21 protein-coding genes and 1 other annotated feature are annotated in these 20,557 nt (G+C 37.9%); of the genes, 1 reads left to right on the top strand and 20 read right to left on the bottom strand.

Annotation, left to right across the window (positions count from 1 at the left end; all coding sequences use genetic code 11):
- Window position 1 precedes the first annotated feature (1 nt).
- The 7 genes from KVT27_RS01875 to KVT27_RS01845 form a co-directional block, all read right to left on the bottom strand.
- A complete protein-coding gene (locus KVT27_RS01875) occupies window positions 2-880 on the bottom strand; it encodes an aspartate carbamoyltransferase catalytic subunit (protein ID WP_036123812.1) in 879 nt (292 codons plus the stop codon).
- A 192-nt stretch (window positions 881-1,072) separates the two neighbouring features.
- Window positions 1,073-2,383, bottom strand: coding sequence for a uracil-xanthine permease family protein (locus tag KVT27_RS01870; protein ID WP_031418932.1), 1,311 nt, complete (start codon window positions 2,381-2,383; stop codon window positions 1,073-1,075).
- Between the two features lie 14 nt (window positions 2,384-2,397).
- Entirely contained in the window at window positions 2,398-2,946 is a 549-nt protein-coding gene (gene pyrR, locus KVT27_RS01865; RefSeq protein WP_025113865.1) for a bifunctional pyr operon transcriptional regulator/uracil phosphoribosyltransferase PyrR, read from the bottom strand.
- Window positions 2,947-3,185: 239 nt separating this feature from the next.
- On the bottom strand, window positions 3,186-4,097 hold the full coding sequence (locus tag KVT27_RS01860; protein WP_008173836.1) for an RluA family pseudouridine synthase: 912 nt from the start codon (window positions 4,095-4,097) through the stop codon (window positions 3,186-3,188).
- Window positions 4,094-4,573: a signal peptidase II gene (gene lspA, locus KVT27_RS01855; protein WP_309140215.1), complete on the bottom strand. Its 480-nt coding sequence runs from the start codon at window positions 4,571-4,573 to the stop codon at window positions 4,094-4,096. The genes KVT27_RS01860 and lspA overlap by 4 nt, the downstream gene beginning before the upstream one ends.
- A gap of 163 nt (window positions 4,574-4,736) precedes the next feature.
- Entirely contained in the window at window positions 4,737-6,305 is a 1,569-nt protein-coding gene (locus KVT27_RS01850) for a sodium/solute symporter (protein ID WP_036123808.1), read from the bottom strand.
- A 23-nt stretch (window positions 6,306-6,328) separates the two neighbouring features.
- On the bottom strand, window positions 6,329-6,664 hold the full coding sequence (locus KVT27_RS01845; protein ID WP_036123805.1) for a hypothetical protein: 336 nt from the start codon (window positions 6,662-6,664) through the stop codon (window positions 6,329-6,331).
- A gap of 203 nt (window positions 6,665-6,867) precedes the next feature.
- Here KVT27_RS01845 and KVT27_RS01840 point away from each other — a divergent pair, with 203 nt between their 5' ends.
- Window positions 6,868-8,073 carry an AraC family transcriptional regulator gene (locus KVT27_RS01840; protein WP_036147372.1) on the top strand — a complete coding sequence of 402 codons (1,206 nt, stop codon included), beginning with the start codon at window positions 6,868-6,870 and terminating at the stop codon, window positions 8,071-8,073.
- Between the two features lie 111 nt (window positions 8,074-8,184).
- Here the strand turns inward: KVT27_RS01840 and ileS are convergent, their stop codons facing one another.
- The 13 genes from ileS to KVT27_RS01775 form a co-directional block, all read right to left on the bottom strand.
- Entirely contained in the window at window positions 8,185-10,953 is a 2,769-nt protein-coding gene (gene ileS / locus KVT27_RS01835) for an isoleucine--tRNA ligase (RefSeq protein WP_254636034.1), read from the bottom strand.
- Window positions 10,954-11,065: 112 nt separating this feature from the next.
- Window positions 11,066-11,293 (bottom strand) — a binding site (T-box leader).
- A gap of 100 nt (window positions 11,294-11,393) precedes the next feature.
- Complete coding sequence (locus KVT27_RS01830; RefSeq protein WP_036123797.1) at window positions 11,394-11,918, bottom strand: DivIVA domain-containing protein; 525 nt, start codon at window positions 11,916-11,918, stop codon at window positions 11,394-11,396.
- Window positions 11,919-12,013: 95 nt separating this feature from the next.
- Complete coding sequence (locus tag KVT27_RS01825; protein WP_217580563.1) at window positions 12,014-12,802, bottom strand: YlmH family RNA-binding protein; 789 nt, start codon at window positions 12,800-12,802, stop codon at window positions 12,014-12,016.
- A 201-nt stretch (window positions 12,803-13,003) separates the two neighbouring features.
- Entirely contained in the window at window positions 13,004-13,285 is a 282-nt protein-coding gene (locus KVT27_RS01820; RefSeq protein ID WP_008173852.1) for a YggT family protein, read from the bottom strand.
- Window positions 13,286-13,305: 20 nt separating this feature from the next.
- Window positions 13,306-13,803: a cell division protein SepF gene (locus tag KVT27_RS01815; protein ID WP_031418927.1), complete on the bottom strand. Its 498-nt coding sequence runs from the start codon at window positions 13,801-13,803 to the stop codon at window positions 13,306-13,308.
- Window positions 13,787-14,491, bottom strand: a complete 705-nt coding sequence (locus tag KVT27_RS01810) for a YggS family pyridoxal phosphate-dependent enzyme (RefSeq protein WP_036127677.1) — start codon at window positions 14,489-14,491, stop codon at window positions 13,787-13,789. The genes KVT27_RS01815 and KVT27_RS01810 overlap by 17 nt, the downstream gene beginning before the upstream one ends.
- Window positions 14,492-14,580: 89 nt before the next feature.
- Entirely contained in the window at window positions 14,581-14,817 is a 237-nt protein-coding gene (locus KVT27_RS01805; protein WP_025113853.1) for a PRC-barrel domain-containing protein, read from the bottom strand.
- A 141-nt stretch (window positions 14,818-14,958) separates the two neighbouring features.
- Complete coding sequence (sigG, locus tag KVT27_RS01800; protein ID WP_025113852.1) at window positions 14,959-15,732, bottom strand: RNA polymerase sporulation sigma factor SigG; 774 nt, start codon at window positions 15,730-15,732, stop codon at window positions 14,959-14,961.
- Window positions 15,733-15,846: 114 nt separating this feature from the next.
- Window positions 15,847-16,554, bottom strand: coding sequence for an RNA polymerase sporulation sigma factor SigE (sigE, locus tag KVT27_RS01795; RefSeq protein ID WP_025113851.1), 708 nt, complete (start codon window positions 16,552-16,554; stop codon window positions 15,847-15,849).
- A 13-nt stretch (window positions 16,555-16,567) separates the two neighbouring features.
- Window positions 16,568-17,401, bottom strand: coding sequence for a sigma-E processing peptidase SpoIIGA (locus KVT27_RS01790; RefSeq protein WP_036123791.1), 834 nt, complete (start codon window positions 17,399-17,401; stop codon window positions 16,568-16,570).
- A gap of 192 nt (window positions 17,402-17,593) precedes the next feature.
- Entirely contained in the window at window positions 17,594-18,751 is a 1,158-nt protein-coding gene (gene ftsZ, locus KVT27_RS01785; RefSeq protein ID WP_025113849.1) for a cell division protein FtsZ, read from the bottom strand.
- A 53-nt stretch (window positions 18,752-18,804) separates the two neighbouring features.
- Complete coding sequence (gene ftsA, locus KVT27_RS01780; RefSeq protein ID WP_036123788.1) at window positions 18,805-20,088, bottom strand: cell division protein FtsA; 1,284 nt, start codon at window positions 20,086-20,088, stop codon at window positions 18,805-18,807.
- Between the two features lie 95 nt (window positions 20,089-20,183).
- Entirely contained in the window at window positions 20,184-20,555 is a 372-nt protein-coding gene (locus KVT27_RS01775; protein ID WP_008173872.1) for a small basic family protein, read from the bottom strand.
- Window positions 20,556-20,557 lie beyond the last annotated feature (2 nt).

Raw genomic sequence — 20,557 nt, 5'->3', positions numbered from 1 at the left:
GTTATTCTCTCCCCCTTAAAATGGTTTCCACAATGGCCATCCGTGTGTAGACTCCATTTCGTACCTGCTCGAAAATTCGAGAACGTCCACACTCTACAAGCTCAGTAGCAATTTCTACATCACGATTCACTGGTGCTGGATGCATAATTATGGCTGATTCTTTCATTTGCTTTTCTCGTTCAATTGTTAAGCCGTATTCTTGATGGTAGCCTTCTTTCGAAAAGCTTTTATTTACTTTATGACGTTCATGTTGCACACGTAATAGCATAATGACATCGCTAATTTCGATTAAATCATCCCAAGAATGATGAGCTTCAAACCCTCCTGACCATTCTTCTGGACAAAGGAAGTGAACATTTGCCCCTAAACGTTGCAATGCATGGGCATTTGATTTTGCTACTCGACTATGTGAGATATCCCCAACAATCGTAATATTCAGCCCTTCAAAATAACCAAACTCTTTTTTTATCGTATATAGATCCAATAATGATTGGGATGGATGCTGCCCTGCGCCGTCTCCTGCATTGATGATAGCTACATTAATACCATTTAGTAGCTCATTATAATATTCATCTTCTGATGCTCGAATAATGACTGCATCTAAACCAATCATTTCTAAAGTTTTGACCGTATCGTACAATGTCTCCCCTTTAGTCACACTCGAAAATCCAGCGTCGAAAGGAATGATATGACAGCCAATTTTATGCTCAGCCATTTCGAAGCTTGATTTTGTCCGTGTACTTGGTTCGAAAAATAAGTTGGCAACGTTGTAAGTCCGAGATAACGATGATGTTTCACCATTTTCAAACGCTTGCGCAAGATCTAGGATGTGGTTAATCTCTTCTGTTGTTAAATGTTCCATCGATAATAAGTTCTTCATCATGTGACCCCCATAAGGTTGTGTGTCATGAACGTCTATGTATGACGTTCTTTTCATAAAGTAAAAGCCCCGTTGATGTCATCAACGAGGCATAAGGAGGCGTGACAAACTACAGCAGGGAAACATCCTTACTTTAGTCTATCCACAACTTCCCTTTTTTTGCCTCTCTGGACAATTCATTAAAAGGTACTACTATGAATTTTTATTTTGATTGTATGGTACAGGTTTTTCGGCTTCTTTCTTACCTGGTAATATGGCATTCAATAGGACACCGATGATAGCGGCTAGTGCCATTCCTTCAATACTTAATGATTCTGAAATGACGAACTTCGCTCCGCCAATCCCGATGACTAAAATCACTGAGGCAATGACTAGATTACGACTATTCCCGAAATCAATATGATTATCTACTAGCATTCGTAAACCACTAGCTGCGATAATACCGAAGAGCAAGATGGACACCCCTCCTAATACTGCGGTTGGAATAGTTGCAATCACTGCCATTGCTTTCCCGAAGAATGATAGTAAAATGGCTACTATTGCAGCACCCGCGATAACGTACACACTATAGACACGAGTAATTGCTAGAACTCCAATATTTTCACCGTAAGTTGTTTTAGGTGGACCACCGATTAGTGCACTTACGAATGTGCCAAGTCCATCACCTAATAGGGAGCGGTGTAAACCAGGTTCCTTAATGTAATCACGGTTAACTACTTTCCCTAATACAAGCTGATGACCAATATGTTCAGAAATCGTTACAATCACGATTGGTACCATGACAAGTAGGATTTTTGTTGTGATTTCAAATTCATAATGCACACCGGGTAGCAAGAAGTCTGGCATAGCAAAGAATTTTGCGTTGGCAATCGGTGTATAATCTACAATATCGACAATCATGGAGTAAATATAGCCTACGATTAAGCCCATCAAAATTGGCATTGTACTTAAGATTCCTTTAAAGAAAATCGTGAAGATAATCGCTGTAAACACTGTGACTAAAGCTGCTGAGAAGTGTAAAAAGCTATACTCCCCATTGACGTTCATCGCCATATTCACGGCCGTACCCGATAGGCCTAGTCCAATAACCATAATTACTGGTCCAACTACAATCGGTGGTAAAATTTTCATTATCCACTTATAACCACTTTTCCAAATGATTAAAGATACGATTCCATACGTGATTCCGACAGCCATTGCGCCAATCATGGCATTTCCTGGGTTTACACTGGAGCCATCCTCGTTCAAACCGCCTGCCGCCAATAATATGGGAGCAATAAAGGCAAAGGAGGAGCCTAAGTAAGCAGGTACCTGAAATTTTGTAATTAATAGGAAGAATATTGTTGCAATCCCACTTGTTAAAAGGGCAATTGCAGGGCTAAGACCTACTAACTGTGGCACTAAGATTGTTGAACCAAACATTGCAAACATATGCTGGAAACTTAATGTCACTAGCTGAAGTGGGGTTGGTTTATCCTTAATATCTAATACTGCGTTTGACATTTTGTTTCCTCACTTTATTGTTCGTCTTCTTTATAAATAATAACGCAATCTTCTCCATCCACATCTTGTAAATTGACAATGATGCGCTCAGAGCCAGAAGTCGGAACATTTTTCCCAACGTAATCTGCTCTGATTGGTAACTCTCGATGACCCCTATCAACTAAAACAGCTAGTTGAATTTGTCCAGGTCTTCCTAAATCCATGACAGCGTCTAATGCTGCGCGAACTGTTCGCCCTGTATAAAGAACATCATCGACTAAAATAATTTTTTGATTTTTCACTTCATGCTCAATGTCAACTTGCTCGACATGTGCTTGTTCATTTTCATGCTTCATTGTTAAATCATCGCGATAAAGTGTAATATCAAGCTCGCCAGTACGAATCGGTTTACCTTCGATCTTTTCAATTCGTTGTGCCAAGCGTTTGGCTAGAAAAGCACCTCGTGTTTTAATGCCAACTAAAATACATTCATCAATTCCTTTGTTACGTTCAATAATTTCATGGGCAATACGTGTTAATGCTCGTGCCATTGAAGGGCCATCTAACAATTCATTTTGAGCCAAGTTCGTTTCCTCCTCTCTACAATCTAATGTGGCCATATGTCCATAAAAAAACCTCTCGAGGCGAATAGCCTGAGAGGGTTGTATACGTGTTTAAAAAGCATGTTGAAAAATTTGCAGCACAAATTTTTTGCAACACTATCACATGACCCTTCTCAGCCTCTCTGGACTGCTATTAAAGGTGAATATTTAGTTATGTTGTTCATTCACTGTCGTTAGTATAGACTTTCTTTGCGTATACGTCAATGCTTATTTCGTAATTCATTTAATAATTGCTCATAATCAGCAGGAAGTGGTGTTTCAAACTCTAAGTATTCACCTGAAGAAGGATGATTGAAGCCTAGCGTTGCTGCATGAAGAACTTGTCCACCAAAATCAATTGTCTTTTTCGGTCCATACTTTGGATCTCCAACAAGCGGGAAGCCGATATAATTCATATGCACACGAATTTGATGTGTTCGTCCTGTTTCTAGACGGCACTCTACAAGCGTATAATCACCAAAGCGCTCTACCACATGGAAATGAGTAACTGCATGTTTACCATTATCAACAATAGCCTGCTTCTGACGGTCCTTCTGATCACGACCGATTGGCGCATCAATAGTCCCTTTATCATGTGCAATATGCCCATGTACAAGAGCAATATATTTACGAGTAACCGTTTTATTGACTAGCTGATCCACTAATGATTCGTGAGCTACATCATTTTTTGCAACCATTAATAAGCCGGATGTATCTTTATCAATACGATGGACTATACCTGGACGCATAATCCCATTGATACCCGATAAATCTTTACATTGATACATTAACCCATTTACTAGCGTGCCTGTCAAATGCCCTGGTGCTGGATGAACGACCATACCCTTTGGTTTGTTCACAACAAGAACATCAGCATCCTCATAAACAATATCAAGTGCTAGATTTTCTGCGATTACATCAAGCGGTTCAGCTTCTGGTACATCGATAGCAATAACGTCCCCCGCTTTTACCTTATATTTTGGTTTCACAGCATCACCATTTACTTTGATATTTCCGTCACTAACCCAGTTCCCAATCTGCGTGCGCGACCATTCAGATTGCAAGCTTGAAAGTGCTTTATCAATGCGCTCTCCTTGCTGTTGTTCTTCGATTGTATATGTTACTTGCGTCATTGTTTCACCTGTTTCTTCTCTTTTTTATCTTCCATAATTAAGCCAATCATTAGTATAACAACAGCAATCGTCAATGCAGCATCTGCCACATTAAAAATTGGGAAATCATACTTAATAACCGGAATTAAAACATCTACAAAATCGACCACTTCTCCTCTAAATATACGATCGATAAAGTTCCCTATTGCTCCACCAAGTAATAGCATTAAACCCACTTGAAAAATTGGCTTCCCTTTTGCTTCTTTATGATAAAAATAGACAATAGCACAGATAACGGCAACTGTCACGATACTAAACAACCACATCTGCCCTTCTAGCATCCCCCATGCTGCACCTCTGTTACGATGAGATAAAATGCCAAACCATGGGTCTAATAAAGCAATACGTTCACCATACTCCATATTTTTCACAATCAACCACTTTGTCCATTGGTCCAATAATACGACAAAGGCAGCCAATCCATAATATTTATACACAAACATTCCTCCGTTCGCTCAACATCTAACCTATTCTACCATATCAGCACCATTCACAATAACTAATATCACATCAAAATATGGCGGATTCCAAATCTCTTGAAAATACAAAAAAGCTATCTCTATCACTTTTTGAGCAATAGAAATAGCCAAACTTCTTGTTTTATACTGTTTCAGATTCTTTTGAATGGACCCGCTTCATAAAATCATTGACATCAGCAGGTACCTTTCGATCTAATAGTGACACAATAATCACTGATAAGAAACCGACAGGAACCGTCACAATCCCTGGAATTTTAAACTGTAAGAAACTCGGTAAAGTTCCTGGTAAAAAAATCATCCACATGGACACACCAAGTCCAATAAGTAATCCTGCAATGGCTCCTTTTTCTGTCATGCCTCTCCACCAAATACCTAAAATGAATATTGGCGTAAATGTACTTGCTGCGACTGTAAAGGCGAGCGCCACTAAATGACCGATAGATGCATCCTTAACAAGAAGCCCAAGTGCTCCATACAAAATACCCAATAGGACGATAGCTACTTTTCCAGCAATGACACGCTGTTTTTGCGTAATGTCCTTCTTCATAATGTTAGCATATAAATCATGAGCGAGTGCCCCAGAGCTTGTAATAAAGAGCCCTGAAAGATTGGAGAATATAGCTGCAAATGCCCCCGCTATAACTAAGCCAAGCAACCATTTACCACCTAGAGCTAGCGCTGTAGTCGGTATCACCATGTTGTTTCCGCCCAGTACAAGATCGCGCATAACCTCTTCACTCGCTGTTCCCGAGATAAAAATTGAACGACCAACAACACCCAAATAAACCGCTAATAAAAAGAATGTACTAGCAATCCCAATAGCCATCAGCGCGGATTTTCGAGCTGCTTTAGCACTTGGATTCGTATAAAAACGCAATAAAATATGAGGAAGTCCAATCGTTCCTAAAGCTAAACCAATCGTCATGCTAATCGTTTGCCAAAATGTTGGGAAATAAAAGCCTGTCCCTGTCCATGCGGCACCATCAAAATTAACGTCATTGCCATCTAAAGCATAGGGGGATGTGCCTGTAATAGGACCGCTAAAGGAATTAATAGCTGCAAGAATTTTATCGTAATGTAAGCCACTGTATACCGCTGCTACTAACATCACAATAAATGCGCCAAGACGAATCCACAGCTCCAATGCTTGATTAATAGTTGTTCCTTTCATTCCACCTATACCTACATAAAAAATCATAACAACACATGTAAAGATAATACCAAATTCATAGGATGTGCCGAAAAACATACTTAAAATTTGAGCAGCACCTAATAGTTGCGGAGCTGCATAAAAGCCTGAAATTGCTAATACTACCGCAACCGCTACTAGTCGTGCTCGTTTACTATGAAAACGATAGCCCAAAAAATCTGCTACCGTAAATGCACCAAATCGTCTCAAAGGGCCTGCTACAAATATAGCTAATAAGGTTAAACCAATTGAGAAACAAAAAGCATAATAAGCCCCGTCATATCCTAGTTGAAATGTTAAACCCGCAATACCGAGGAATGTGGCTGCACTTAAATAATCCCCACCGATTGCAGAACCATTTGTAAACCAGCCAAAGCTTCTGCCTCCTACAAAGAAATCCGATGCTGTTGCATTTCTTTTTGTTAAATACGTAATGTATACAATCGTTCCCATTAATGCAATGGTCATTAACATCTTTGGTTCTAAAAGAGCTTCTATCATTCAACTCATCCCCCTTGTTTCAACTACTTATTGGCTAAATCATATTTTTTCAGGCGTTTTTCGTACATGGCAGTGTGCACATAAGCGATAATAAATGCCATCGCCATCATGACAACAGTTGTCACAAACCAGGTTACCGTCATGCCACCCCACATTTTCTTAAAGGCAAATGCTGGTGCAAACCAATTCATAACAGGGATACTAAAAATTAATATAAAATAAAATACCGATAAGCCTAAACCCGTTGTAAATTCATCTTTCATAATTTTATTGGTCTCCGCATCTAGAGGTGGAAGATCCTTTACATCAATGGTGCCTGCCTCCACATATTCATAATCATGACTCCCTACTTCTGCCATAGCCAACTCCCCCTTTATTTGTATCAGTAAATAATTATCTGAAATTTCAAATTATTATTCACTACAATTATTTTATTCTATTTCAACTTCAATATAGATATAAAATATTGCTGTATTAGTACAAAAAAATGCTATTTTAAGTTAAAATATTTCTATCATTTTTATTCTTGGGGGTTGGTAGCATTTTAAAGGTGGTATGGTTTATGGAAAGCTCATTGGATAAGCAACAAATGAAAGATTGGTTAGACGAAGTTTTACCAAACGCTTTAATGGAGTGTAAAGAGCCAAAACCAGAAGATGACACCCTTATTGTCTATGAAGTCAATCGGTTATTTGATTGGGTGAAGATTAAGCGATTAAAAAGAAATTATCCTAATAGTATAATTGTCCCAATTGTTACAGAACACCTCACCTACTCGACTGGTATAGCAATTGAATTAGTTTTACCTGCACTTCTCATCAAACCTTTACAAAAATCAAAATTTTTACGAATTGTAAAAAAGTTACACACTTCCTATCAGGAGAAAAAGGGTAGCACACTTACCATGCTCGACCTGACACAACAAATTTCCCAACATCAAACTTCTCCTTTCCGAGAAGCTTTTTTAAAACGTCTTATACGCGGTGAGATTGATAATGAACAGGAAATCATACAATCTGCATCCTTTTTATCGACTAACTGTATTCCTAATACGGTGTTCTTAATACAAGGCTATATTGATGTAAATGAAGAGAGAGCTCATCCACAAGATGCATGTAGCATTATCACAACTGTTATTCAGCAGAAATTTGCAGATAAAGCCCCGTTATCCTTTTTACATTTTGAACGCTATTTACTTCTTCTTTTGCGAATTCCTAAAGACTATAACTCATTCAAGCATTGGTCAGAGGGCAAAGCATCTTTATTAGAGGTCATCGAGACACTAAAAAAGGACCATTGTATCCACCTTTTTATGGGGGTTGGGGGCGTATTTCAGGATGCTATGCAAGTAAAGGAGTCCTATACTCAGGCAAGAAAAGCTCGAAGAAAACCGCCTATTGATAACATTCATATACGGTATTACGAAGATTTAACCAAGCACCAACAGCTTCAAAAGGCCATTCAATTTATAGAAGAGCATTTTGACGAACAGCTTTCTATAAGTGAAGTTGCGAAATATATAAGCTTTAGTCCAACACATTTTAGCAGGCTATTTAAAAAAGAAACGGGTCGCAATTTTGTTGACTATGTTGCCTTTACACGTATTATCAAAACTTTACCCTTTTTACGAAAGTTTGATTATACAGTTGATAAAATTTCCTCTACCTGTGGGTTCAATACACCGAATTATTACAGTCTAACCTTTAAAAAATATGTTGGAATATCGCCAACAGACTACCGCAATACGAAAGAAATTTTGTTTAAATAGGATGTAGTTTTTCGAGAATCTGCAAAAACCACATGAAAAAAGCAAGCCCCCTAAAGGAGACTTGCTTATAAGCTACATAGAATGCAGATTCTTATTATTCACTGATTCCAATTACGCGTAATATTTTTCTACTACTTCTGCACAGCGAGCACAAACTGTCGGATGTGCCTCATTTGCACCAACTGTTTCCGAAATAGACCAGCAACGTTCACACTTCTCACCTGTAGCCTTTTCAACAACAATGGATACATGTTCAAGTACCAAAGCATCTGCTGGTGCTTCTTCAATTGTAGCTACCTCAAAAGCAGAAACGATAGATAGTTGTGCAAAATCAATGTTTGCATCGTTCAATAATGCTACAATATCTTCTTTTGCATATACTGTTACTTTTGCTTCAAGAGACTTACCAATCGTTTTAGCATTACGAGCTTCTTCCAATGCTTTTAAAATATCATCACGTACATCAATGATTTTTTCCCATTTTGCACGAAGATTTTCAAAATTAGCTTGTACATCTTCCACTGGGAAGTCCGTTAATTGAACAGAAGCTTCCTCTACGATACCTTGAGCATGTAAGTATGACCACATTTCATCTGTAGTATGAGGGATGATCGGTGTCATAATTTTAACTAAAGTCATTAATGTATCGTAAATAACTGTTTGCATTGCTCGTCGATCTTTGTTGTCTGAACCTTCGATGTAAACTACATCTTTTGCAATATCTAAATAGAATGAAGATAACTCTACTGCTACAAAATTATTCACAACATGATAAACAGCAGCGAAATCATAACGATCATATGCAGCACGTACAGTTTTTAGGACATCCTGTAAACGCATATACACATATTGATCCATTTCACGAAGCTCTGCGTAGGCTACACGATCTTTTGTTGGATCGAAATCAGCAATATTGCCGTGTAGGAAACGGAAAGTGTTACGAATTTTACGATATACTTCTGATACTTGCTTCAACATATCCATAGAAATTCGCACGTCAGCAGTATAGTCTACAGAAGCAACCCATAGACGAAGAATATCTGCTCCATATTGATCCATTACCTTTTGTGGAATGATGACATTCCCTAATGATTTACTCATTTTACGACCTTCACCATCAAGAACGAAACCATGCGTTAAAAGTCCTTTATATGGTGCAAAGCCGTTTATAGCTACTGATGTAATAAGAGAAGAGTTAAACCATCCACGGTGTTGGTCAGAGCCTTCTAAATATAGATCAGCAGGGTATTTCATGCCACGTTCTACAAGTACACCTTGGTGTGAAGAACCTGAGTCGAACCATACGTCCATAATATCATTTTCTTTTGTAAATTCACCGTTCGGGCTACCCGGATGTGTAAAGCCTTCTGGTAACAACTCTTTTGCTATTTTTTGGAACCAAATATTTGAGCCATGTTCACGGAATAGTGCTGAGATATGACTAATTGTTTCAGGTGTAATAATTGGTTCACCATTTTCAGCGTAGAAAATTGGAATTGGTACACCCCAAGCACGCTGACGAGAAATTACCCAATCTCCACGGTCACGAATCATATTGTAAAGACGTGTTTCTCCCCAAGCTGGTGTAAATGCAGTTGCTTTAACAGCCTCTAATAGCTCACCACGGAACGCTTCAACAGACGCAAACCATTGCGGTGTGGCACGATAAATAACTGGTTTTTTTGTACGCCAATCATGTGGGTATGAGTGTGAAATGAAACCAAGACTTTCTAATGCATCTACTTCTTTTAGCTTTTCTGTCACTAGTTTATTGGCATCATTATAAAAGACTCCCTCAAACCCAGGTGCTTCATCCGTATAGCAGCCACTGTTATCAAGTGGGCTAAGAATGTCTAAGCCATATTGCTTACTAATATGATAATCGTCTTCCCCGTGTCCTGGAGCTGTGTGAACACAGCCAGTACCTGCGTCAGCAGTAACATGTTCCCCTACCATTACAAGTGAATCACGATCATAGAAAGGATGTTGAGCGACAATACGATCTAATGCTTCACCCTTCACTTCTTGAACAACTTCATATGCTTCCCATTCTAGAGCAGTTGCCACAGTTTCTAATAAATCTTTTGCAATGATGAATTTTTTATTTGCTACTGCAACGACAACATAAACGAACTCAGGATTTAAAGAAATCCCTAAGTTTGCTGGTAATGTCCAAGGAGTTGTTGTCCAAATAACAAATTTAGCATCTGCTGGTACAACACCTTTTGCATCTTTAATAGCAAAGCTTACATAAATGGAAGGCGATTTAATATCTTTATATTCAATTTCTGCTTCAGCAAGAGCAGATTCAGAAGACGGTGACCAATATACTGGTTTTAAACCTTTATAAATATATCCTTTTTCCGCCATCTTTCCGAATACTTCAATTTGACGAGCTTCAAACTCAGGTTTCAATGTAATATACGGATTTTCCCAATTACCACGGATCCCTAAACGACGGAATTGATTTCGTTGATTGTCAATTTGCTCATATGCATATTCTTCACAAAGTTGACGGAAAGCTGCTACTGACATTTCTTTACGTTTGACACCTTTATTTGTCAATGCTTGTTCGATAGGAAGACCATGCGTATCCCAGCCAGGAATATAATTAACATGGTAACCAGTCATTGAACGATGACGTGTAATCATATCCTTTAATACTTTATTCAATGCATGTCCAATATGAATATCACCATTTGCATACGGAGGGCCATCATGAAGTACATATTCAGGACGACCTTCTGTACGCTCCATCTGTAATTTGTTAATATCCATCTCATTCCATTTATCTTGCATTTTTGGTTCATTTGCTGGTAAATTTCCACGCATTGGGAAATCCGTTTTTGGCATTAATAAAGTATCTTTGTATTCCACCATAAAAAAATCCTCCTTTATTTAACATCAAGCATATCGACACTCTTCTCATACGACAGTTATGGGCTAACTTTTCTGAAACAATTCGCGGACAAATAAAAAAAGCCCTCATCCACTAAGGGACGAGAAGCTTCTACTCGCGGTACCACCCTACTTGTAGCACAATCCAATAGATTGCACTACCTCTTTCAAGCACATTAACGTCGTGCATCACGAAATAACTTACTTTTTTCAGTTATTTAGCTCAGAAGTGATGTTCATTGTTAGTTGCTTGTTTGGGCTTCCACTATCCCCAAATCGCTTCACCACGCCTAACAAATACTGTCTTCGTCTCTGCTTCTATGCATATGTCTGTACAAAATAATTGCTATTACAAAGTATATGAAATTCAAACAATCGCGTCAAGTTTCATTTAAATTTGATCCTCTCCACGAAAAGGCGAGTTACATATCTTCTGCTTCTTGCGCTTCATCTACAGAAGCTTGAATTTCTGTTAAATCGATATCATACTGAAGCAAATGATCCCAATCGTCTGCATTTAATAAATCAAGCTGGGCTTCAACAAGCATTTTGAAACGATTACGGAACACCTTAGATTGTTTTTTAAGCTCATCAATTTCAATTGTAACCTTACGTGCTTTCGTTAAAGCATCATTAACGATTCGATCAGCATTTTTCTCTGCTTCTTTGACAATAAGCTTTGCCTCTTTTTGAGAATTTCTACGTACTTCATCTGCAGCTTCTTGTGCAACCACAATAGATTTTTGTAAAGTTTCTTCTAAAGTGCTAAAATGCCTCGCTTGTTCTAAGGCCATTTCTAGTTGCTTATCAACCTCTTTTTTTTCGCGCAGCAAAATTTCATAGTCTTTAATGATTTGATCTAAAAATTCATTTACTTCATCTTCAGCATATCCTCTGAAAGCTTTTGTAAACTCCTTATTATGTATATCAATAGGTGATAATGGCATACTATCCTTCTCTCCTTTTCGTTTACATTCGTATTTCCTATTATACAATTCTTCCGACAACTTAGCAGTATAAATTAATGAAATTTACTTTTCTTTTAGCTTTTTTGGGCCAATCGACCGACTTGTAGACGGATTTTATCTTTTTTTGTACGGCCTTCTGTCATAATTATTTTTATACGACCGCTCCCTCTTATCGATAAAATATCGCCTTCTTGTAATTCAAAAGCAACGGCATCACGCTCTGTCCAATTTACACGCACTTTTTTACCAGTAATTAAAGCCTGTGCTTTTTGACGAGACACTTTTAAAACGGTTGCCATAATAACATCTAATCGCATGGAGGTAACCGTGTGAGCTTCCTCCAGCCATTCATCTTCATTAATAAGAAGAGGCTCCTGTTCTTTAAGGGATTCGACATGTACCTTTACTTTACCAATGCCCGTTAAATGTAAACGGACATATTCTGCCACTTCTCGTGCAACGACAAATTGGATTTGATGCTCACTCACGCGAATATCACCGAATTTATTTCGATTTAACCCTAACGATAACAAGGCTCCTAAAACATCTGGATGGCGTAATTGTACAAATTTAACGGGATACTGAAGTGTAAAAGCTGTCAGTTGAAAGTCTTTATCAGTAGGCTCATAGTAGGCTGGATAAATGAGCATACGTTGTCTCTCCGCCTCATTAAATAGTCCCGCACATAATGTATTCATTGAGTCATCCTGTCCAATAATAGATGTCACTATAAAGCGCTGTCTTGGATCAAGAAAATCAGTCAGCTTAGGTGCATAGCGATCCTCTACCTCCCGCTGCCAGCTTATTACCTGTTCAATAAAAGGTTGCTCATCTTTCCGAAAATGCTGAATCAAGTGCTCCATCTCGTTGTCTCCTCTTTCATCGTTCCTATTTACTTCAATGATTGGATAAACATAGTATTCCCAATCATTGGTACTTTGACATCATGGCATTAAATTTTTTTCGAGTTCACTCGAATAGTCACTATAAAATTCGCGACGTCTGCTTTTCTTCTATTTTCTATATAAATAAAAAACCCCCACTAAAACGTGAGGATTTTATATTTATACGAACATAAGAAATAATTTCTGAATGACTATCACAAGTCCTCTTTCAATAAAATTCAGCATAAAGATTGCCACAATTGGTGAAATATCAATCATACCAAGCGGTGGGATAAACTTTCGGAATATCCCCAAATAAGGCTCACACACTTTTTCAAGCATTCGTCCAATGGCTGAATTTTGAGCGGCAGGCACCCAAGACATTAAGATATATGCAATTAGCATAAATGAATAAATCCTAAATGCTAATGATACATAACCAAGTATTATAAAAAAAGTCATATAAACTACAATCCTCGCTATTAATTATCGTCTAAAATAAAGTTTGTAATTTCACCAGTCACTTCTACATTGTCTGGAGTGCAAAGGAAAATATCTTTTCCGATACGTTGTATATCCCCTGCAAGAGCATAAACTGTGCCACTTAAAAAATCAATAATGCGTTTACCTTGCTCTCGCTCAATACGTTGTAAATTGACGATAGCTGCACGTTTATTTTTTAAATGTTCCGCGATATCTTGTGCTTCTGCATAGACTCTAGGCTCTATTAAGACAACTTTTGCACCTTTGGAACTCATCGCAGCTTGTAGGCTGACAATATTATTAGGAGTAGCTGTACTTTGTGGCACAATTTCATGGATCGATGCCTTACGTTCTTTAATTGTTTTTTTAGGCTTTACTGAATGAATCGGTTGCTGTTGTTGTACGGGTTGTTGCTGCTGAATAGGAGCTTGCGTGATTTCTTCTTCTAGTTCTTCTTCAAGGTAAAAGAAGTTTTTAATTTTATTTTTCATGCTCATCCTGTTCCCCTCTTTCATTTCCAACAAGAGCCGTTCCGACTCGAACAAAAGTAGCCCCTTCCTCTACCGCAATTTCAAAGTCATTAGACATGCCCATTGATAACTCGGTACAAGGTGCGTGTGCGAATCCTTGCTCGGCTATTTGCTGTTGACATTGTTTTAATTGCTTAAATACAGTACGAATAAGTGCTTCGTCTTCTGTGTTTGGTGCCATTGTCATCAAACCGACAACTTCGACTTTTGTAAAACTTTTCAATGATTCTACAAAAGGTAAAACTTCTTCCATGCTTAAACCATGTTTTGATTCTTCCCCTGAAACATTTACTTGTATAAAACATTTTACAGGTTTTACTGCTCTTTTTTCAATTTCTTCTGCTAAACTCAAACGATCTAATGAATGTAAATAATCAATGCTGTTAATCACTTGTTTTACTTTACGTGTTTGTAGGGACCCGATATAATGCCAATTGACATGAGCTTGAATCGCAGATAGTTTACGATTTAAACCTTCAGGTCGGTTTTCTCCTAAATGAGTCAATCCAGCTGCGATTGCTTCTTGGGTTCTTTCTACAGAAACCTCTTTCGTCACAGCTATTATTTGAACATTATTGGCTTCACGATTGACTCTTGTTTCTGCTGCTGCTATTAAATCATTTAGTTTGTTTAAATTTGCTAAAATTTTTGTCACTGTTTTTCCCAACTTTACAACATTAGTTTCTCTTATTGTAACAAGCAATGCTTGATTTATCAATGAATAGCCTGACCTATGTCAGCCTTTTAGGAAAGTGCCTTTACCAAAATGACATCCTTGCCAACGACAAGCACATCCTTCATATACACTTTTCTTACAGATTCTTCTCCTTTAAAAAAACCAAGATATTTTCGGGGCTCGGCAATTAAAAATGCTGTTACATAGCCCGTTTCTTTTGATACCTCAGCATCTACCACAAATCCTATAAATCGTCCATTTCCTGCTTCAATTACTTCTTTTTGTTGTAATAATGAGAACCGCAATGAAAAACCTCCTCTATCCATTACTCTTTCATCTAAATTATTTTTCTCTATCATCAAACTTTGCTGTCTCTTTATATTTATGTATCAATCGTTCATTGAATGAAGATAAAATGCGCACCGAATAATTCGATGCGCATTTTTTTATTTGTAATCTTTTTGCATTGTTTCAATTGCATTTTTTTCAAGACGTGAAATTTGTGCTTGTGAAATCCCTAATTCCTTAGCAATCTCAGTTTGTGTTTCACCATAATAAAAACGTTTTGCCACGATCATTTGCTGACGTTCATCTAGTTTTTGCAAGCTTTCCTTTACCGACACATAGGCAACCCATTGATCTTCTGATACATCATCATCACGTAATTGGTCCATCATATAGACAGCGTCCCCTCCATCTGAATATATAGGCTCTTGTAATGACATAGGGTCTTGAATGGCATCTAAAGCAAATAAAACATCTTCTTTTTTCATCTCGATCATGTCAGCAATTTCTTCAATCGTTGGTTCGCGCAAATTTTCGGTTATCCACTGTTCTTTTGCTTGCATTGCCTTATACGCAATATCTCTTAAAGAACGAGATACGCGTAATGCATGATGATCACGCAGATGGCGACGAATTTCACCAATGATCATTGGGACAGCATATGTTGAAAATCTTACATTATGCTTTAAATCAAAATGATCTATGGCTTTCATGAGGCCAATACAGCCTACTTGAAATAAATCATCTGCCTGTTCACCTCTATAGGCAAATCTACCAACAATACTTAGCACTAACCTTAAATTGCACATGACAAGCTCTTCTCTGATTTCAGTTTCACCAGCTTGTAAACGAATGAAGAGTTCCTTCATTTCCTCGTGCTTTAAAATTGGCAAAGTCGATGTATCTAAGCCGCAAAGATCTACTTTTGTTCGCATATTCGATTCCTCCGGATGTTATTCTCTGACTAAACCGTGACATCAGTTTGTCCGAGAGAAACAAGAATATGCACAAAAGCTATGACCAATTTTAGGTAGGTTAATTTTCCCTTTCTAAGAAATTGGTTGATTTAAATTTTCACGTAAATCTTGAATAATTTTCTTTTCTAAGCGGGAAATATAGGATTGTGATATCCCTAAATGATCTGCCACTTCTTTTTGCGTCATTTCCACTTTCCCATTGAGACCAAAACGGCATTCCATAATATATCGTTCACGTGCACCTAATAAATTAATGGCATGGAACATATGCTGACGTTCAATTTTTTTCTCCACATTATCAAGAATAATGTGCTCTTCTGTACCTAAAATATCTGATAGTAATAATTCATTTCCATCTGCATCAGAGTTTAATGGTTCATCTAATGACACTTCACCCTTCATACGACTAGTTTTTCGTAAGTGCATTAAAATTTCATTTTCAATGCATCGTGATGCGTAAGTTGCAAGCTTAATATTTTTATCTGTATTGAACGTTTCAATCGCCTTTATTAACCCGATAGAACCAATGCTGATTAAATCTTCAATTGGCGTCCCCGTATTGTCGAAACGTCTAGCAATATAAACAACAAGACGTAAATTACGTTCAATTAGTGTGTCTCTAGCACGTAAATCACCTTTCATAAAGGATGCAATGACTGTAACTTCTTCTTCTCGACTTAGTGGCACTGGCAATGAATCATTTCCCCCTATATAGTACGTTTCACGACTACGAAACTTACTCCAAAATTTTTTCAAGCTAGCAAGTAGCCTAAGAAGCAATAGTTCTCCCCCTCTATGAGTTATTTGAAAGCGCTGAAAAATGTAAAATTGCTGCTGTGCTATGTGGAAAATTTTTAGCTTTTTTTGTTAAAACGATATATTCATTCGATTTCACCTGTGAAGGCTCCCCCTTTATAAGCCATTCATCAAAGCGAAAACCTAATACAACAGTTTGTTGCTGTACAGTATTGATATGAATAAATCGTATATAACGCTGATAATCTTCTGAAAACATAGATACATTGTACGGATCTGTTTCTTGCCATTCTACTAATGATTTGCGGAAATCCGCAGGTAAATGTGGACTTAAAGCTGTATATGAGACGAAATGAACGGGCTTACCTGAAAGTGGCTCAATTGCTTGGTTGCCTGTATCCACAAAAGCTGAAAGTGGTATTAGAGAACCAAAGATTTTTAAAGTTGTTTCAAATACAAATTGTCCACTTAAACGCTCTAGCTTCACAAACCCCCATTGCTTATAGAATGCAACGAGATTTAAAACTGCGAGTACAAAACAAATCATTATAAAATGGGTGGCAGAAAGATTTTTAAAAAAAGGTTGTAGTGCTGTTAACAATCCGCCGATAACGATCGTTGCTGTTAAAACGATCGGTCCTTGCTTTTGGAAGCTCCGAATCTTAAAGCGAAAAGCTATACCTATGAGTAATATAAAACTAAGAACCGTTGTCCACAGCATTTGACCGCCAATTACAGCTACTAAACTACTACAAAACGAACTCATTAATAATCTTGAATTCTTGACCAAAACCCCTGTTACTCTTGCCGTAAACGTGAGTATCGCTAGATTGAAAAGCGTATTAATGAGCACCAGCCATTCTCCATACATAACAGCCGCCTCCTACTTACAAAGTTAGCACGTTACACCCACAAATATTGTCAAACAATCGCATCATTTCCTTAAAATGTTTTGACAAAATACATGGTTTCCTTACACAAATGAACATCTCGACAACAAATATAAAAAGCTCGTATTTTACATATGTAAAATACGAGCTTTTTAGAAGTTGTTTTATTTCAATTAACCACGATTTTTGCGATTACGTAAAAATGCTGGGACCTCAAGCATGTCATCCTGTGCATAATGTTGCTGATTTTGACGTGGCTGCTCTTGTTGAACATGCATTTCTTGTCGTTGTTCACGAATTGGTGCTTGTTGTTGTGGAGCAGATTGTCTATTCATATTAAGTGACGGTTTAACTGTATGACGTTGTTGTTGTAAAGCTTCTTCCGAGAAGCCTGTTGCGATAACTGTCACAATGATTTCATCTTTTAGGTTTTCATTAATGACAGAACCGAAAATCATATTTACTTCTTCATCAGATGCAGAAGCTACAATATCTGCTGCTTCTTGTACTTCAAATAAGCTAAGATTAGAGCCACCTGTAATATTCATAAGAACACCTTTAGCACCATCGATAGATGATTCTAGTAAAGGACTCGAAATGGCTTTCTTTGCTGCTTCTGAAGCACGGTTTTCACCAGTAGCAATACCGATACCCATTAATGCTGAGCCTTTGTTTGACATAATTGTTTTCACGTCTGCAAAGTCTAAGTTAATAAGACCAGGCGTTGCGATTAAATCAGAAATACCTTGGACACCTTGACGAAGTACGTTATCCGCTTCTCTGAAAGCTTCTAACATTGGTGTTGATTTATCGACAATTTGTAATAGCTTGTCGTTCGGGATAACAATTAGCGTATCCACGGCTTCTTTCATACCACCAATTCCGCCGATAGCCTGTGTTTGACGTTTACGTCCTTCAAACGTAAATGGACGTGTCACAACACCTACTGTTAGTGCTCCTAACTCACGAGCAATTTGTGCAATTACTGGCGCTGCACCAGTACCAGTTCCTCCACCCATACCGGCAGTGACGAATACCATGTCTGCGCCACGTAGAACTTCTTCTAATTGCTCACGACTTTCTTCAGCCGCTTTTTTTCCTACTTCTGGATTAGCACCTGCACCTAATCCACGCGTCAGTTTAGCACCAATTTGAAGCCTAACCTCCGCCTTTGATAAATTCAATGCTTGTGAATCTGTGTTAACTGCGATAAAGTCAACACCTTGTACACCATGTTCTATCATTCGATTGACAGCGTTGTTACCGCCGCCACCAACACCTATGACCTTTATTACTGCAAGTTCATCTACATTTGTATCAAATTCTAACATCTCTTTTTCCTCCCACGGTAACTCGACTCTGTATCAATCATTACGCATTCTAGTTAATCAAAAAACTTATCAAATAATTTTTTTGCTCTCCCGATTACGCTTTCTTTTGGTTCTGAAGGTGCAGAATACTCTTGCTTTTTAGGCATAGCTGCTTGAGCTCCTACAGCTGCATATTCAATAGGTTGCGTATTCGTACTTTTACCGTAAAAATCATCTTCTAAATAGGCGTAACGAATTAGTCCAACCGCCGTTGCAAATGAAGGCTCTCTAACGCCAATATAATCGGGTGTATAAATTCTTACACGCGTTTGTAGAATTTGACGTGCTAACTGGGCAATACCTTCAAGTTTAGCAACACCACCAGTTAAAACAACGCCACCAGGTAAATCTCTAACACCTAGACGTGCTAACTCGTCAATCACTAATTCTAGTAATTCTTCTAGGCGAGCGCCAATAATTTCTGAGATATAGCGTTGGCTATATTGATCAGTAGAATCTGTTCCTACAATCGGTACTTCAAAGATTTCATCGTCAGATGCATCATCATAAAAGGCATGTCCAAATTGGTGTTTGATATTTTCAGCCTGTTCTGTTGGTGTCTTTAAAACGATGGAAATATCTTTCGTTATATGATCACCACCAACTGGTAGGACGCCTGTATGCGTTAACAATCCCTCTTCAAATACCGCGATTGTAGTAGAGCCGCCTCCTATGTCTACAAAGGCAGTTCCTTGGTTTTTCTCATCTTCAGTTAATGCAAAGTAGCCTGATGCTAATGGTTGCAAATATATTTCTCGTATACTTAAACCTGCACGCTCAACACAGCGAAGAACATTGTGTAAAAGCGTTTTGGATGTCGTTATCATTGTTGCATCCATTTCTAAACGGATGCCAATCATACCACGAGGATCTTTAATTTCATCAAGATTGTCCACAATAAACTGTCTTGGAATGATGTTAACTAATTCACGTTCAGGAGGTATTGACATGACTTGTGCAGATTCTACCACTCTGTCTAAATCATCATCTGTAATTTCTCTGTTTTCACTATTTACAGCGACAACACCTTTAACTAGCTGTAACATCGTTTGGTTAGCAGGAACGCCTAGAACGACTTCGTGAATTTGATAACCTGTCATTCGTTCGGCTTGTTCTATTGCTTTTCGAATAGATTGAACTGTTGCATCAATGTCAACAATTGCTCCTTTTCGAACCCCATTCGATTTTACATTTCCGACGCCAATTACATGTAATTGTCCGTCACTCATTTCACCTATTAATACCTTGATAGAGGAGGAACCAATATCAAGTGAAATGTATAAATCTTGCTGATTCAATTCGCTGCACCTCCTTGAAAAATGCTCTTATTTTCATTCTATTGTAAATTTGGCATAATGTCTAAGCAAATCGAGTATTTTGGTCAATTTTTCTCTTAATCTATGGAAGTTTTTTCTTTCTTGTGACGTTTCTCATCCAAGCGAGTTAGTAATATACGCCTAATTATTGCAATATTTTGGAATAAACGTACTCCGAAAGCGAAAATGGCCGCTAAATACAAATCTATTCCTAAATTCACACCTATAAACGCTAACCCTGCTGCGAGAACTATATTAAAAAAGAATCCTGATACAAAAACTTTATCGTCGTACACTTGCTGTAATTGAGCACGGATACCACCAAATAATGTATCTAAAGCTGCTAAAACTGCTATTGACAGATAATTTTCATACATAGAGGGGATTTGTATATTTGTTAACAAGCCAAGGGCAAGTCCAAATATCAAACCTAAAAATGGTAGCCACATAA

Origin of the sequence: Lysinibacillus sp. GbtcB16, assembly GCF_019091145.1 — a bacterium.
GTDB classification, from domain to species: domain Bacteria; phylum Bacillota; class Bacilli; order Bacillales_A; family Planococcaceae; genus Lysinibacillus; species Lysinibacillus fusiformis.
The sequence above is the reverse complement of the archived record's forward strand: the minus strand, read 5'-3'. Positions and strand labels throughout refer to the sequence as shown.